A 14,266-nucleotide genomic window follows, 5' to 3' on the forward strand; every position below is an offset into this window, starting at 1 on the left:
GGACGCCACGCGGATCGCGGCACTGCTGTCGGGCGAGGTGGATTTCGTGCTCGACCCGCCGCTGCAGGATCTGAACCGGCTGCGCAACGCCGCCAATATCCGCGTGCTGGAAGGGCCGGAGGTGCGGACCATCTTCCTGGCCTTCGACGTGGCGCGGCCGGAACTGCTGTATTCCGACGTGCGCGGCCGCAACCCGATGGCCGATCTGCGGGTTCGCCAGGCGCTGTATCACGCGATCGATATCCAGGCGATCCACCGCACCACCATGCGCGGGCAATCCGTGGTGACCGGTACCTTCTTCCCGCCGCAGGTGAACGGCTATGTCGAGGCCGAGGATACGCGCCTGCCGCATGACCCGGCCCGCGCCCGCGCCCTGCTGGCGGAGGCCGGCTTCCCGAACGGCTTCGGCGTGACGCTGGATTGCCCCAACAACCGCTACATCAATGATGAGGCGATCTGCCAGGCGGTGGCCGCCATGTGGGCGCGCATCGGGGTGCGGACCAGCGTGCGGGCGCAGCCGCTGGCGCCCTTCTTCGCCCAGATCCAGCGCCAGGATACCAGCGCCTATCTGCTCGGCTGGGGTGTGCCGACGCTGGATGCGCTGTATTCCTTCCAATCGCTGCTGGCCACGCGAAATGGCGAACAGGGGGATGGCATCTGGAACTATGGCGGCTATTCCAGCCCGCAGATGGATGCACTGGTGCAGCGCATGAAGACGCAATCCGGTCCCGACCGCATGGAAGCGATCCAGCAGGCGCTACGCCTGTACCGGGAGGACGTGCCGCATATCCCGCTGCATCATCAGATGATTCCCTGGGCGATGCGGAGCAACTTCTCCATCCCGCACGCCGCCAACAACCAGCCCTATTTCCGCTTCGCCCGAATTGATTGACAGCAGGCGGTTCCGGCGGCGCCCCCTCGCGCCGCCGGTTTGCAAAGGATCGTAAACCCCCGTGTTCGCCTTCATCATCAGCCGCCTGTTACAGGCGCTGCCCGTCATGCTGACGGTGGCGCTGCTGTCCTTCGCCATGTTCGCCTATGTTGGCGACCCGGTCGCCATCATGCTCGGGCAGGACTACACCATTGCCCAGCGGGACCAGCTCGTGGCTGACCTCGGCCTGGACCAGCCCTTCTTCGTGCAGTTCATGAAGTTCGTGGTGAATGCGGCGCAGGGCGAATTCGGCCTGTCCTACCGCCTGTCCCGCCCCGTGGCGCAGCTGATCGTGGAACGCGCACCGGCGACGCTGGAACTGGCGCTGTGCGCCGCCATCCTGGCGCTGGCGGTTGGCGTGCCGATGGGGGTCTATACTGGCCTCTATCGGAATTCCTGGCTCAGCCGCTTCTTCCTGACCTTCAGCCTGATCGGCGTTTCCCTGCCCACCTTCCTGATCGGCATCCTGCTGATCCTGACCTTCTCCGTCTGGCTCGGCTGGCTGCCGAGCTTCGGGCGGGGGGATACGGTGAATATCGGCGGGTGGAGCACCGGGCTGCTGACCTGGTCGGGCCTGAAGGCGCTGATCCTACCCTCCATCACCCTCGGCCTGTTCCAGCTCACGCTCATCATGCGCCTGGTACGGGCGGAGATGATGGAGGTGCTGCGGACCGACTACATCAAATTCGCCCGCGCCCGCGGGCTGACCAACCGGGCGGTGCATTTCGGCCATGCGCTGAAGAACACGCTGGTGCCGGTCATCACCATCACCGGCCTGCAGCTCGGCGCCATCATCGCCTTCGCCATCGTGACGGAGACGGTGTTCCAGTGGCCGGGCATGGGGCTGCTGTTCATCCAGAGCGTGGCGGTGGCCGATATTCCGGTGATGTCCGCCTATCTGCTGCTGATCGCGCTGATGTTCGTCACCATCAACCTGATCGTGGATCTGCTGTACTACGCGGTGGACCCCCGCCTGCGTATCGGCCGCGGCAAGGGGGCGCACTGAGATGGCGCAGGCCAATGTCATCCGTCGCGCGCTGGACAGCGACCTCTGGTATTCCTTCACCCGGTCGCCGATCACCGTCGCCTCCGCCATCGTTGCGCTGATCTGCGTCGGCGGCGCCGTGCTGGCGCCGTGGATCGCGCCGCACAACCCCTTCGACCTCGCCTCGCTCCAGCTCATGGATGCCTTCAAGCCGCCGGCCTGGGACGCGGATGGCGATCCGAACTACGTGCTCGGCACGGATGACCAGGGGCGGGATATGCTGTCCGCCATCATGTATGGCGCGCGGGTGTCCCTGCTGGTGGGGTTCTTCGCGGTGCTGCTGTCCGTCTCCATCGGCATCACCGCCGGGCTGGCGGCGGGCTATCTGGGCGGCACGGTGGATGCGGTGTTGATGCGCATCGCCGACATCAAGCTGACCTTCCCCACCATCCTGATCGCGCTGCTGATCGATGGCGTGGTGCGCGCCGCCTTGCCGCGGGAAACCCATGACCAGATCGCTCTGTATGTCGTGATCTTCGCCATCGGCATCAGCAACTGGCCTTCCTTCGCCCGCACCGTGCGGGGCTCCACCCTGGTGGAACGCAACAAGGAATACGTGCAGGCGGCGCGAATCATCGGCGTCTCCCGCGCCCGCATCATGGTCAGCCATGTGCTGCCGAATGTGCTGGGGCCGGTGCTGGTGATCGCCACGCTGAACCTGGGCTTTGCCGTGCTGGCGGAGGCGACCTTGTCCTTCCTCGGCGTCGGCGTGCCGCCGACCCAGCCCTCGCTCGGCACGCTGATCCGTATCGGCAACGACTTCCTGTTCTCCGGGGAATGGTGGATCACCATCTTCCCCGGCATCGCTCTCATTCTGCTTGTGCTGTCCGTGAACCTGCTGGGTGACTGGCTGCGCGACGCCCTGAACCCGAAGCTCCGATAATGACCGTACCCCTGCTTGAAGTCCGCAACCTGCGCGTCGAGTTCCCGACGCGCCGCGGCACCCTTGTTGCCCTCGACGACGTTTCCTTCTCCATCGCGCCGGGGGAGGTGCTCGGCGTGGTCGGCGAATCCGGCGCCGGCAAATCCATGACCGGGGCGGCCATCATCGGCCTGCTGGAGCCACCGGGCCGCATCGCTGGCGGGCAGATCCTGCTGAACGGAAGGCGGATCGACAATCTGCCCTATTCGGAACTGCGGAAACTGCGGGGGCGGGAGATCGGTGCGATCTTCCAGGACCCGCTGACCACGCTGAACCCGCTGTACACCGTGGGCGCGCAGCTCATCGAGACGATGGTGACGCATCTGCCGCTGAACCCGGCCCAGGCGCGCGCCAAGGCGATCGAGTGGCTGGAACTGGTCGGCATCCCCGCCGCCAGCCAGCGCATCGACAGCTACCCGCATGAATTCTCCGGCGGCATGCGCCAGCGCGTGGTGATCGCGCTCGCCCTCTGCGCGGAGCCGAAGCTGATCGTGGCGGATGAGCCGACCACGGCGCTGGATGTCTCGATCCAGGCCCAGGTGATCTCGCTGCTGAAGTCGTTGGCCCGCGACAAGGGCACCAGCATGATGCTGGTGACCCACGACATGGGCGTGATCGCGGAGACGGCGGACCGCGTGGCGGTGATGTATGCCGGCCGCATCGTCGAGATCGGCGCGGTGCGGAACGTGGTGCAGCAGGCCTCCCACCCCTATTCCGCCGGGCTGATGGGGTCGATCCCGCCGGTCGGGCGGCGGCTGGAGCGGTTGCAGCAGATCGACGGCTCCATGCCGCGGCTCTCCTCCATTCCGCCTGGCTGCGCCTACAACCCACGCTGCCCGAAGGTGTTCGACCGCTGCCGGGTGGACAGGCCTGAACTGATGCCCGCCAAGGACGGCAACCTCGCCGCCTGCTGGCTCTATGCCGAGCAGGGAGTGCCCCGCCATGCGTAAGCCCGACAGCACCCCGATGCTGGAGACCATCGACGTCGCCCGCCATTTCGACGTCTCCCGCCCCCTGGTGCAGCGGCTGCTGGCGCGGGAGGGCAGGCGGGTGCTGCGCGCGGTGGATGGCATTTCCTTTGCCATCGAGAAGGGCACCACCCTGTCGCTGGTCGGTGAAAGCGGCTGCGGCAAATCCACCGTGGCCCGCCTGGTGGTGGGGCTTTACGGCCCGACCCATGGCAGCGTGGTGTTCGACGGGCAGGATCTGGCGCAGGCGCGGGCCAATTCCGAACAGCGCCGCCGCATGCAGATGATCTTCCAGGACCCCTATGCCAGCCTCAACCCGCGCTGGCGCGTGCGGGATATCGTCGCCGAGCCGATCCGCGCCTTCGGGCTGACGCAGAGTGCTGCGGAGATCGATGCGCGGGTGGGCGAGCTGCTGACCCAGGTCGGGCTTTCCCCGCTGGATGGCCAGAAATTCCCGCATGAATTCTCCGGCGGCCAGCGCCAGCGCATCTCGATCGCCCGCGCGCTGTCCTCCAACCCGGAATTTTTGGTCTGCGACGAGCCGACCTCGGCGCTCGACGTCTCGGTGCAGGCGCAGATCCTGAACCTGATGAAGGACCTGCAGGCGCGGCTCGGCCTGACCTATCTGTTCATCAGCCATAATCTGGCGGTGGTGCGGCAGGTCAGCGACCGGGTCGGCGTGATGTATCTGGGCCGTCTGGTTGAGCTGGCGCCGGCGGAAACTCTGTTCAACACGCCGCGCCACCCCTACACGCGCGCGCTGATGGAGGCGATTCCGGACCTGGAGATGACCGGCCGCCAGCGCATTCCGGTGGGCGGCGAGGTGCCGAGCCCGATCGACCCGCCGAGCGGCTGCCCCTTCCACCCGCGCTGCCCGCTGGCCAATGACCGCTGCATCGCCGAGCGCCCGGAAATGATCACCGCGCGCGGCACGGCGGAAACGCTGGTCGCCTGCCATGCGGTGGAGGAAGGCCGCGACCGGGTCGGGGAACCGCTGATCGCGGCATAGGCGGCAGTAGCCCCCCCCCGCCCCTGGGGGCCGGGGAGGGCTTACCGCCGCTGGGCGGCGAAGCGCACGGCTTCCTCGGCGGCGCGGAACAGGGCGCGCGCCTTCTGGTGGGTTTCCTGGAACTCCGCCTCCGGGTCGCTGTCCGCCACCACCCCGGCGCCGGCCTGCACATGCATCAGCCCGTCCTTCACCAGGGCGGTCCGCAGCGCGATGCAGATATCCATGTCGCCATCGGCGCCGAAATACCCGACGCCGCCCGCATAGGCGCCGCGGCGGGAGGGTTCCAGCTCCTCGATGATCTGCATCGCCCGCACCTTGGGCGCGCCCGACAGCGTGCCCGCCGGGAAGCCGGCGGCCAGCGCATCCAGCGCGTCGAGGCCCGGGCGCAGGCGGCCCACCACCTCGGACATGATGTGCATGACCTGGGAATAGCGCTCGACCTGGAATTTCTGCGTCACGCGCACGGAGCCGATCTCCGCGACGCGGCCCACATCGTTGCGGCCGAGGTCGATCAGCATCAGATGCTCGGCCAGCTCCTTCGGATCGGCGAGCAATTCGCGCTCCAGCCGCGCATCCTCCTCCGGCGTCGCGCCCCGAGGACGGGTGCCGGCCAAGGGGCGCAGCTTCACCTCGCCATGCTTCACGCTCACCAGGATCTCGGGCGAGGCGCCGACAAGCGACAGGCCATGCAGGTCGAGGAAGAACAGATAGGGCGCCGGATTCAGCCGGCGCAGCGCGCGGTACAGCGAAAACGGCGGCAGGCCGAAGGGCGCGGTGAAGCGCTGGGCGGGAACCACCTGGAACACGTCGCCGGCGGCGATGTATTCCTTGGCGCGCAGCACGGCGGCCTTGTAGCCCTCCGGCGTGAAGTTCGATGACGGCGCGGGCGGCACCGGCAGGCTGGCGGGCGGCGCCGGGCGGGGCAGGGGGCGGTCGAGCGCTGCCTCCGCCTCATCCAGCCGGGCCTGCGCCAGGTCCCAGGCTGCCTTCGGGTCCTGCGCGGCCTCGGGCCAGACCGGCGTCACCAGGGTCAGCGTATCCCGCACATGGTCGAAGACGGCGACCAGCGTGGGGCGGATCATCACCGCCTCGGGGATGCCGAGCACATCCGGGTTGGTATCCGGCAGGCGCTCCATCTGGCGCACCATGTCGTAGCCGAGATAGCCGAACAGCCCCGCGGCGATGGAAGGCAGGCCGGCCGGCATCGGCATGCGCGTCGCCTGAACCAGGGTCCGCAGGCTATCGAGCGGCGGCGCCGGATCGGCCTCGAAGGCATGGGGTGCGGAGAGCGCGTGGCGGTTGATCTCGGCGCGGCCCTCGCGGCAGCGCCAGACCAGGTCCGGCTCCATGCCCAGCGCGGAGAAGCGCCCGCGCGCCGCGCCACCTTCCACCGATTCCAGCAGGAAGGCGTTGTGCCGCCCCTGCACCAGCCGGAGATAGGCGCCGACCGGCGTATCGAGATCCGCGACCCGTTCGCGGAACACCACCTGGCCCTGGCCCGCGGCCAGGCCGGCGGCAAAGGCGGCGAAGGTGGAGAGGTCCGTCATGGCACAACCTGTTGCAGCAGGGCCGGGCTGATCCGCGGCGCCGCCCGGTTCCGCAGCGCGGCGACATAGGCGGCGTCCAGATCATCCGCCATCTGTTGCTGCGCGGTGCGGCGGGCATTGGCCAGCGCCTCCGCATCCGCGGCCGGGTCGGCGGAGACGACTTCCAGCAACTGGGCCACGGCGAAGCCGGCGGCGGTCGGTGCCATGGTCGGTTCATTCACCGGGATGTTGAACAGCACCGGCAGCAGCTCCCGCGGCACGGTCAGGCCGGGCGGGCCGGCCTCCGGCTGGCGGCTGAAGGGGCCCATGCGGAAGCTGTTCAGCCCGGCGGCGGCGGCGGCGGCCTCCAGCGTCTGGCCGCCACGGATGGCGGCGAGCAGGGCGGCGGCGCGTTCCTCCTGGGCGCGGCGGCGGGCGTCATTGGCCCAGGCGAGGCGGACATCCGCCTCCACCTGCTCCAGCGGCCGCAGCGCGGGCGGGCGCACCTCGAGCAGCTCGATGCCCATGAAGCCCTCGGTCTCGCGGAATTCCTGCAGCCGCGGCGCGCGGCCCTGCTCGGCCGCGAAGATGGCGCGCAGCGCCTCGGCGCGGGCCGCCACGGGCACCGGCAGCACGGCGGGCAGGCCTTCCGCGTCACGGCCCTCGGCATCCAGCGTCACGCGTGCGACGGTCAGGCCGAATTCCTGCGCGGCGGCCTCCAGCGAGGCACCACCGGCCAGCGCATCCTCCACCCGGTTGGCCCGCTCGAAGGCGAGGTCGCCGGCGCGTTCCAGCGCAATCTCCTGGCGCAACCGGTCGGCGACCGCGGCGAGTGGCGCGGTGGCGCCCGGGGTAATGCCGGCCACCCGCATCACATGCCAGCCGAAGGGCGACTGCACCGGGTCCGTCACGCTGGCTGGCTGGGCGCTGAACGCCGCCTGGGCCAGCGCCTCGATTGGCAGGTCGGCGCGCGGCACATTGCCGAGCGACATCGCGGCACCGCCGGCCGCCTGGGCGGCCTGCTCGATGGCGGCGAAATCCGGGTTGGCGCGCCAGGCGGCGCTGATCTGCCGGGCGGCATCCTCGGTCTGCAGCAGCACCTGCTGCAGATCGCGGCGCTCAGGCGTTTCGAACTGGGCGCGGCGCGCCTCATAGGCGGCGGCCAGATCGGCGTCGGAGACCTCGATCTGGTCGGCCAGCGTCTCCCCGGTCAGCACGGCGAGCGTCGCCACCCGCAATGCGGGGGCGGAGAAACGCTCCGGATTGTTGGCATGAAAGCGGGCCAGCGCGGCGTCCGTCGGCGGCTCCGGCTCCGGCGCGTCGAGCAGCGGCAGTTCCACCACCTGGGCGACGCGGCGTTCCTGCTCATAGCGCACCATGGCGCGGGCCAGCATGTCCGGCGCGGGCGCCCCGGCGCGGACGGCGCCGGATAGCTGCATGCGCTTCAGGTCGTCCCGCACCAGTTGCAGGAACTGCGCTTCCGACATGTTGCTCTGGCGCAGGAACTGGTCGAGGGCCAGGCGGTCGAACTGCCCGGCGGTCTGGAAATTCGGGATGGCGAAGACATAGGCCTGCACGGCGGTATCGGGCGTTGCGATGCCAAGCCGTGCGGCTTCCGCCCGCTGGGCGCGTTCCGCGATCAATTGTTCCACGGCCTGCATGGCGATGGCGCGGCGCAGCGGCTCATCCGCCTCGAAGGCGGTGCCGAGCTGCGCTTGCACGCGCTGCAATTCGCGGCGGGCGGCGTTCTGCGCCTCCGGCACCTCGATATCGCCGCCCTCCATGCTGACCACGGCGGTTTCCCGGCCAAAGCCGCGGACGGTGTCCTCGATGCCCCAGATGGCAAAGGACAGCACCAGCAGTACGAAAAGGACCTTGGCGACCCAGGTCCGGGTGAAGTTGCGAAACCATGTGATCATCCCGTCCCGGTAGCCGGAAACGCGGCCGGTTGCCAGCCCGGTGCGGCGTTGCTACGCGAACCGAGGCCGAAAACGGAGACGCACGTGACCCCTGGCATCCGCCCCCTGATCGCAGGCAATTGGAAGATGCACGGCACGCTGCGGGAGGCAGGGGCGCTGGCCGAGGCCGTGCGCGCCGGTGCCGCCGGCCTTCCGGCCGACCTGCTGGTCTGCCCGCCCTTCCTGCATGTGCCGTCCCTGGCGGCCCTGCTGGCGGGCGGGCCGGTGGCCGTCGGGGCGCAGGATTGCCATGCGGCGACCAAGGGCGCGCATACCGGCGACGTCTCGGCCCCCATGCTGCGCGACGCCGGCGCCACCCATGTGATCCTCGGCCATTCCGAGCGCCGCGCCGATCATGCGGAGACGGATGCTGTGGTGCGCGCCAAGGTGCAGGCGGCGCTGGCGGCCGGGCTGATTCCCGTGGCCTGCGTCGGCGAGACCGAGGCGCAGCGCCTGGGCGGCGAGGCGGAGGCGGTGGTCCGCCGGCAGCTGGCCGAGTCGCTGCCGGATGATTTCGCCGGAATCGTCGCCTACGAGCCGGTCTGGGCGATCGGCACCGGCCGCACGCCGACGGAGGCCGATATCGCCGCCATCCACGCCACGATCCGCGAAACGCTGGTGGCGCGCTTCGGGCCGGCGGGGCAGGGGATGCGTATTCTCTATGGTGGCTCGATGAAGCCCGGCAACGCGAAGGCCATATTGGCGTTGCCGAATGTGGATGGCGGGTTGGTCGGCGGGGCCAGCCTGGTATCGGCGGATTTCCTGGCCATCGCCGCGGCGGCGGGGTGAAATGCGTGGCAGCGGCAGCGCGAGGCAGCCGGCGCGCTGGCCTTCTTGTGACAGACCCGCTAGAAGGCGCGCGCCATGACCAACCTTCTCCTCGTCCTCTTCCTGCTCGTCACTCTTGCGCTGATCGGGGTCATCCTCGTGCAGCGCAGCGAGGGTGGCGGCCTGGGCATCGGGTCCTCCCAGGGCATGGGCGGCTTCATGTCCGGTCGCGGCACGGCGAACCTGCTGACGCGGACCACGGCGGTGCTGGGCACCATCTTCATGGCGCTGGCCCTGGTGCTCGCCATGCTGGGCAAGGGCCAGGCGCCGAACCGCTCGATCCTGGACATGCCGGCAGGCGGCGTCCCCGCCGCCACCGCACCTGCCGTTCCGGCCGTGCCGACGGTGCCGAACAACTGAGATGAGCGCCCCCCGGCTTGGGGGCTGGTCCTGCCACAACTGCATCCACCACGCCGGACGGGTTCCATTGCCCGTCCGGCTTCGCTATGAGGGGCGTCCATGACGCGGTTCGTATTCGTCACCGGCGGCGTGGTCTCCTCCCTCGGCAAGGGCATCGCAGCGGCATCGCTGGGTGCGCTGCTGCAGGCGCGCGGCTACAAGGTGCGCCTCAGGAAGCTCGACCCTTACCTCAATGTCGATCCGGGCACGATGTCGCCCTATCAGCATGGCGAGGTCTTCGTGACCGATGACGGGGCGGAAACCGACCTCGATCTCGGCCATTACGAGCGTTTCACCGGCGTTGCCGCCAACAAGCTCGACAACTGGACCACGGGGCGGATCTATTCCGACGTGATCGCGGCGGAGCGCCGCGGCGACTATCTGGGCGGCACCGTCCAGGTCATTCCGCACATCACCGACAAGATCAAGGACGTCATCCAGGCGGAGACGGATGGCTACGACTTCGTCCTGATCGAGGTTGGCGGCACCGTCGGCGACATCGAATCGCTGCCCTTCCTGGAAGCGATCCGCCAGCTGGCGAATGAACTCGGTCCGACACGCAGCCTGTTCATCCATTTGACCCTGGTGCCCTACATCCCCTCCGCCGGGGAGCTGAAGACCAAGCCGACGCAGCACAGCGTCAAGGAACTGCTCGGCGTCGGCATCCAGCCGCAAATCCTGCTTTGCCGCTGCGACCGCCAGATCCCGGAGAATGAGCGCCGCAAGATCGCGCTGTTCTGCAATGTGCGCCCGGAATCGGTGATTCCGGCCTATGACGCCGACAGCATCTATTCCGTGCCGATCAGCTACCACGCTGAGGGCCTGGACCGCGAAGTGCTGCGGCACTTCAACCTGTCCTTCTACGGCGAGCCGGACATGCGGCGCTGGGAGAAGATCGTCCAGTCGATTCGCGCGCCGGAGGGCGAGGTCTCCATCGCCGTGGTCGGCAAGTATACGAACCTTCTGGACAGCTACAAGTCGCTGGCCGAGGCGCTGACCCATGGCGGCATCGCCAATAATGTGAAGGTCAAGCTGACCTGGGTGGACAGCCAGGTCTTCGAGGCGGGCGACGAGGAAGCGGTGAAGCGCCTGGAAGGGGTGCACGGCATCCTGGTGCCGGGCGGCTTCGGCGAGCGTGGCTCGGGCGGCAAGATCGAGGCGGTGCGCTTCGCCCGCGAACGCAAGATCCCGTTCTTCGGCATCTGCTTCGGCATGCAGATGGCGGTGATCGAGGCGGCGCGGAACCTGCTCGGGCTGAAGGGCGCCTCCTCCACCGAATTCGGCACCTGCGCGGAGCCCGTGGTCGGCCTGCTGACCGAATGGACGCGCGGCAACCAGGTCGAGACCCGGACGGCCGGCGGTGACCTTGGTGGCACGATGCGGCTCGGCTCCTATGTCGCGAAGCTGGCCGAGGGGTCGCTGGTGCGGGAGGTCTATGGCGCGGCCGAGATCACCGAACGTCACCGCCACCGCTTCGAGGTGAATGTCGGCTATCGGGAGAGGCTGGAAGGCGTCGGCCTGCGCTTCGCCGGCATGTCGCCCGACGGCACGCTGCCTGAAATCGTGGAAGTGCCGGATCACCCCTGGTTCATCGGCGTGCAGTTCCACCCGGAGCTGAAATCCAAACCCTTCGAGCCGCATCCGCTGTTCAAGGGTTTCATCGGCGCCGCCGTGCGCCAGGCAAGGCTGGTCTAGACCATGGATGAGAAGGCGCGGCTGCAACGCTTCGGCATCGGCATGGCCATCACCCTGGTGGTGACGGTGGTGGTTGGCTACCTGTTCGGCTCGCTCGCCGTGCCCATCTCGCTCACCGTGGGGCTTGGGGCCACGCTGCTGCTGGGCGGCGGACGCCGCAAAAGCTGACCAGCGGCAGGCGCCGGAAAGGCTGATCCTAACGTTTCGGTCAGACAAGTATGGTGCAGTGGCGCCATGCGAACCCTGACCGGTACCGGTGGCGTCGACAGCTACCTCTTTGAGCCAGGTGATCTGGTCCGGCTGACCCGTGGCGAGGGCGGGGCGGTGGAAACCGCGCAGCCCGGCGATTGGGGGCTGGTGACGCGGGTGCACCCTTGCGGGGCGCTGGACCTCAAGCTGGCCGGCTACAGCCGGGCCAAGGATTCGGTGCTGACGCGGGCCACTGCGGTGCCCTGCGGCCGGGTAGAGCCCTGCGACCGGCAGGGACTTCCGCTGAAACGCGGCTTCTCCGCCGTCTGGGATACCCGCAAGCCGCGCTGAGTCTCACCTGCGGTACCCGGCTTGCCGGGCGGGCCTGCACGCTTTAAGCGCGGCGCATCGCACCCGCCCGGAGCAAAGAACATGGCCGCCATTGCCGACATCATCGCCCGCGAGGTCCTCGACAGCCGCGGCAACCCGACGGTGGAGGCGGAGGTGGTGCTGGATTCCGGCGCCATCGGCCGTGCCATCGTCCCCTCCGGCGCCTCCACCGGCGCGCATGAGGCGGTGGAACTGCGCGATGGCGACAAGTCCCGCTACGGCGGCAAGGGCGTGCGCCGCGCCTGCAGCCATGTGGAGGGCGAGATCTTCGACGCGCTCGGCGGCATGGACGCCACCGACCAGGTGAAGATCGACGAGACGATGATCGAGCTGGACGGCACGCCGAACAAGTCCCGCCTGGGCGCCAACGCCATCCTCGCCGTGTCGCTGGCCACCGCGAAGGCCGCGGCGCTTGAGCTCGACCTGCCGCTGTACCGCTATGTCGGCGGCGTCTTCGCCCGCACCCTGCCGGTGCCGATGATGAACATCATCAATGGCGGCCAGCACGCGGACAACCCGATCGACATCCAGGAATTCATGATCATGCCGGTCGCCGCCGGCACGGTGGCGGATGCGGTGCGGATCGGCTCCGAGGTCTTCGCGCAGCTCAAGAAGGCGCTGCACGATGCCGGCCACAACACCAATGTGGGCGATGAGGGCGGCTTCGCGCCGAATATCGGCAGCGCCGAGGAAGCCCTCGGCTTCATCGCCAAGGCCTGCGAGAAGGCCGGCCACCGGGTGGGGGAGGACATCCTGTTCGCGCTCGATAGCGCGGCCACCGAATTCTACAAGGATGGCCGCTACGTGATGGCGGGCGAGGGCAAGACCCTCGATTCCGGCCAGATGGTCGATTACCTGGAGGCGCTCACGAAGAAATTCCCCATCGTCTCCATCGAGGACGGCATGTCCGAGGATGACTGGGAAGGCTGGAAGCTGCTGACGGACCGGCTCGGCGGCAAGATCAACCTGGTGGGTGACGATCTGTTCGTCACCAACACCGAACGCCTGCGCCGGGGCATCGAGACCAGCACCGGCAATGCCATCCTGGTGAAGGTCAACCAGATCGGCACGCTGACGGAGACGCTGGAAGCGGTGGAGATGGCGCATCGCGCCGGCTTCAAGGCGGTGATGAGCCACCGTTCGGGCGAGACGGAGGATTCGACCATCGCCGACCTCGCTGTCGCGACGAATTGCGGGCAGATCAAGACCGGCTCGCTGTCCCGCTCCGACCGGACGGCCAAGTACAACCAGCTCATCCGCATCGAGCAGGAACTCGGCTCCTCCGCCCGCTATGCCGGGCGCAGCGTGCTGCGGCGCTGAGACTTGCGGGCCGGGCGTGGCATGAAACCCACGCATCGGCCGTTAACGCATTGAGAGGGCGCGATTCCGCTGGACAGGCGGGGCGCGCCCTTCTTCTATGGGGGCATCGGCGGGGGGCGTTGCGAGCGTGTCTGACATGTATATGCCGCCACAAAGGCGGGCCGGCTTCGGTGCCTGGATTTCGCGCAAGCTGCGCGCGGCGGTGCTGCCGGTGCTGTTCCTGGCGGCCAGCGGCTATTTCGTCTGGCATGCGGTGCATGGCGAACGCGGCCTGATCGCGCGCGATATCCGGCAGGAGCGGCTTCAGGAGGCGCGGCAGGAGCTCGCCCAGGTGCAGGCGGATCTGGAGGCGGTGGAACGCCGCGTGGCCGGGCTGCGCGGCGACCGGCTGGACCGCGACCAACTGGATGAGCGGGCGCGGCAGTTGCTCAACATGGTCGACAAGAACGAGATCGTGGTGCCCTACGAGCCGGGCCAGCGGCTGTTCTGATCCGGCAGCGCCCGCAGCGCCGCCAGCGGGCTGGCCGCGACCGCCAGCAGGGATAGCGCGAACCCGGCCGCAGCCAGCCACAGCGCAGCCGGCGGGCCGGCCCAGGCAGCCACGGCGCCGCCCGCCAGCGCGCCGAGCGGCCGCACACCGAACACCGCCACCTGCATCACCGCGCCGACCCGCCCGAGCAATCCAGCCGGCGTGACCGATTGGCGCAGGCTGGTCTGCGCCACCTGCCACAGCATCGGCCCGAAGCCGAGCAGTGCCATGCAGGCCGCCAGTGTGGCGAAGCCCGGTGCCAGCGCCAGCGCGGCAATGCCGAGGACCGACAGGCCCGGCCCGGAAAGCAGCACCTGGCCGAGCGGCAGCAACCGGCTGGCCGCGGGGGCCGCCAGCGCGCCCGCCACCAGCCCCGCGCCATAGGCGCCGAGCGCCAGGCCGGTGGAGGCCGCATCCAGCCGCAGCGGTCCGAGCGCCAGCGGCACGGCGATGGCCATCAGGGCGAAGAACCCCGCATTCCAGGCAATCGCCGCCAGGGCGATGGCGCGCAGCAAGGGCTGGCGGCGAACAAAGCGCGCCCCTTCCGCCACCGCGGC

15 protein-coding genes are annotated in these 14,266 nt (G+C 69.0%); 12 read left to right on the plus strand and 3 right to left on the minus strand.

Features of this window, described 5'->3' with window-relative positions:
* From Q8S40_RS05660 to Q8S40_RS05680, 5 genes are all read left to right on the plus strand, one after another.
* Nucleotides 1–892: ABC transporter substrate-binding protein (locus Q8S40_RS05660; RefSeq protein ID WP_305669613.1), on the plus strand; the 892-nt coding region annotated here is incomplete at its 5' end.
* Between the two features lie 61 nt (nt 893–953).
* On the plus strand, nt 954–1,937 hold the full coding sequence (locus Q8S40_RS05665; protein ID WP_305669614.1) for an ABC transporter permease: 984 nt from the start codon (nt 954–956) through the stop codon (nt 1,935–1,937).
* A gap of 1 nt (nt 1,938) precedes the next feature.
* Nucleotides 1,939–2,859, plus strand: a complete 921-nt coding sequence (locus tag Q8S40_RS05670; protein WP_305669615.1) for an ABC transporter permease — start codon at nt 1,939–1,941, stop codon at nt 2,857–2,859.
* On the plus strand, nt 2,859–3,848 hold the full coding sequence (locus tag Q8S40_RS05675) for an ABC transporter ATP-binding protein (RefSeq protein WP_304815653.1): 990 nt from the start codon (nt 2,859–2,861) through the stop codon (nt 3,846–3,848). Before Q8S40_RS05670 ends, Q8S40_RS05675 begins: the two co-directional genes overlap by 1 nt.
* Complete coding sequence (locus tag Q8S40_RS05680; protein WP_304815651.1) at nt 3,841–4,875, plus strand: ABC transporter ATP-binding protein; 1,035 nt, start codon at nt 3,841–3,843, stop codon at nt 4,873–4,875. The genes Q8S40_RS05675 and Q8S40_RS05680 overlap by 8 nt, the downstream gene beginning before the upstream one ends.
* A gap of 41 nt (nt 4,876–4,916) precedes the next feature.
* Here Q8S40_RS05680 and trpE read toward each other — a convergent pair whose 3' ends face one another.
* Nucleotides 4,917–6,422, minus strand: coding sequence for an anthranilate synthase component I (gene trpE / locus Q8S40_RS05685; protein WP_305669616.1), 1,506 nt, complete (start codon nt 6,420–6,422; stop codon nt 4,917–4,919).
* Complete coding sequence (locus Q8S40_RS05690; RefSeq protein ID WP_305669617.1) at nt 6,419–8,320, minus strand: peptidylprolyl isomerase; 1,902 nt, start codon at nt 8,318–8,320, stop codon at nt 6,419–6,421. Before Q8S40_RS05690 ends, trpE begins: the two co-directional genes overlap by 4 nt.
* Nucleotides 8,321–8,416: 96 nt before the next feature.
* Between Q8S40_RS05690 and tpiA the strand changes: the two genes are divergently transcribed.
* The 7 genes from tpiA to Q8S40_RS05725 all read left to right on the plus strand — a co-directional run bounded on the left by tpiA (nt 8,417) and on the right by Q8S40_RS05725 (nt 13,670).
* The gene (gene tpiA / locus Q8S40_RS05695) at nt 8,417–9,148 is read left to right on the plus strand and encodes a triose-phosphate isomerase (protein ID WP_305669619.1); all 732 of its coding nucleotides are present in this window, start codon (nt 8,417–8,419) and stop codon (nt 9,146–9,148) included.
* A 75-nt stretch (nt 9,149–9,223) separates the two neighbouring features.
* Nucleotides 9,224–9,547 carry a preprotein translocase subunit SecG gene (gene secG, locus Q8S40_RS05700; RefSeq protein WP_304815645.1) on the plus strand — a complete coding sequence of 108 codons (324 nt, stop codon included), beginning with the start codon at nt 9,224–9,226 and terminating at the stop codon, nt 9,545–9,547.
* Nucleotides 9,548–9,646: 99 nt separating this feature from the next.
* Nucleotides 9,647–11,281 (plus strand): CTP synthase, encoded by a 1,635-nt coding sequence (locus tag Q8S40_RS05705; protein ID WP_304815643.1) that lies wholly within the window; start codon nt 9,647–9,649, stop codon nt 11,279–11,281.
* Between the two features lie 3 nt (nt 11,282–11,284).
* Nucleotides 11,285–11,449 carry a hypothetical protein gene (locus Q8S40_RS05710; protein WP_304815641.1) on the plus strand — a complete coding sequence of 55 codons (165 nt, stop codon included), beginning with the start codon at nt 11,285–11,287 and terminating at the stop codon, nt 11,447–11,449.
* 66 nt (nt 11,450–11,515) lie between these two features.
* On the plus strand, nt 11,516–11,821 hold the full coding sequence (locus Q8S40_RS05715) for a hypothetical protein (RefSeq protein ID WP_304815639.1): 306 nt from the start codon (nt 11,516–11,518) through the stop codon (nt 11,819–11,821).
* A gap of 81 nt (nt 11,822–11,902) precedes the next feature.
* Nucleotides 11,903–13,180 carry a phosphopyruvate hydratase gene (gene eno / locus Q8S40_RS05720; protein ID WP_304815638.1) on the plus strand — a complete coding sequence of 426 codons (1,278 nt, stop codon included), beginning with the start codon at nt 11,903–11,905 and terminating at the stop codon, nt 13,178–13,180.
* Nucleotides 13,181–13,316: 136 nt separating this feature from the next.
* Nucleotides 13,317–13,670: a septum formation initiator family protein gene (locus Q8S40_RS05725; protein WP_304815658.1), complete on the plus strand. Its 354-nt coding sequence runs from the start codon at nt 13,317–13,319 to the stop codon at nt 13,668–13,670.
* On the opposite strand, the gene Q8S40_RS05730 is transcribed toward Q8S40_RS05725, so the two are convergent.
* Nucleotides 13,643–14,266, minus strand: a 624-nt coding sequence (locus Q8S40_RS05730) for an MFS transporter (RefSeq protein ID WP_305669618.1), incomplete at its 5' end; no start/stop codon positions are given. The two genes, Q8S40_RS05725 and Q8S40_RS05730, sit on opposite strands and share 28 nt — an antisense overlap.

This window comes from Falsiroseomonas sp. (assembly GCF_030695085.1).
In the GTDB taxonomy this organism is placed as follows: domain Bacteria; phylum Pseudomonadota; class Alphaproteobacteria; order Acetobacterales; family Acetobacteraceae; genus Falsiroseomonas.

Coding starts and splice junctions, on each gene's coding strand:
- Q8S40_RS05710 (WP_304815641.1), top strand. CDS start 11,285: ATGGATGAGAAGGCGCGGCTGCAACGCTTCGGCATCGGCATGGCCATC.
- Q8S40_RS05705 (WP_304815643.1), top strand. CDS start 9,647: ATGACGCGGTTCGTATTCGTCACCGGCGGCGTGGTCTCCTCCCTCGGC.
- Q8S40_RS05680 (WP_304815651.1), top strand. CDS start 3,841: ATGCGTAAGCCCGACAGCACCCCGATGCTGGAGACCATCGACGTCGCC.
- Q8S40_RS05725 (WP_304815658.1), top strand. CDS start 13,317: ATGTATATGCCGCCACAAAGGCGGGCCGGCTTCGGTGCCTGGATTTCG.
- Q8S40_RS05715 (WP_304815639.1), top strand. CDS start 11,516: ATGCGAACCCTGACCGGTACCGGTGGCGTCGACAGCTACCTCTTTGAG.
- Q8S40_RS05675 (WP_304815653.1), top strand. CDS start 2,859: ATGACCGTACCCCTGCTTGAAGTCCGCAACCTGCGCGTCGAGTTCCCG.
- Q8S40_RS05670 (WP_305669615.1), top strand. CDS start 1,939: ATGGCGCAGGCCAATGTCATCCGTCGCGCGCTGGACAGCGACCTCTGG.
- eno (WP_304815638.1), top strand. CDS start 11,903: ATGGCCGCCATTGCCGACATCATCGCCCGCGAGGTCCTCGACAGCCGC.
- Q8S40_RS05690 (WP_305669617.1), bottom strand. CDS start 8,320: ATGATCACATGGTTTCGCAACTTCACCCGGACCTGGGTCGCCAAGGTC.
- secG (WP_304815645.1), top strand. CDS start 9,224: ATGACCAACCTTCTCCTCGTCCTCTTCCTGCTCGTCACTCTTGCGCTG.
- trpE (WP_305669616.1), bottom strand. CDS start 6,422: ATGACGGACCTCTCCACCTTCGCCGCCTTTGCCGCCGGCCTGGCCGCG.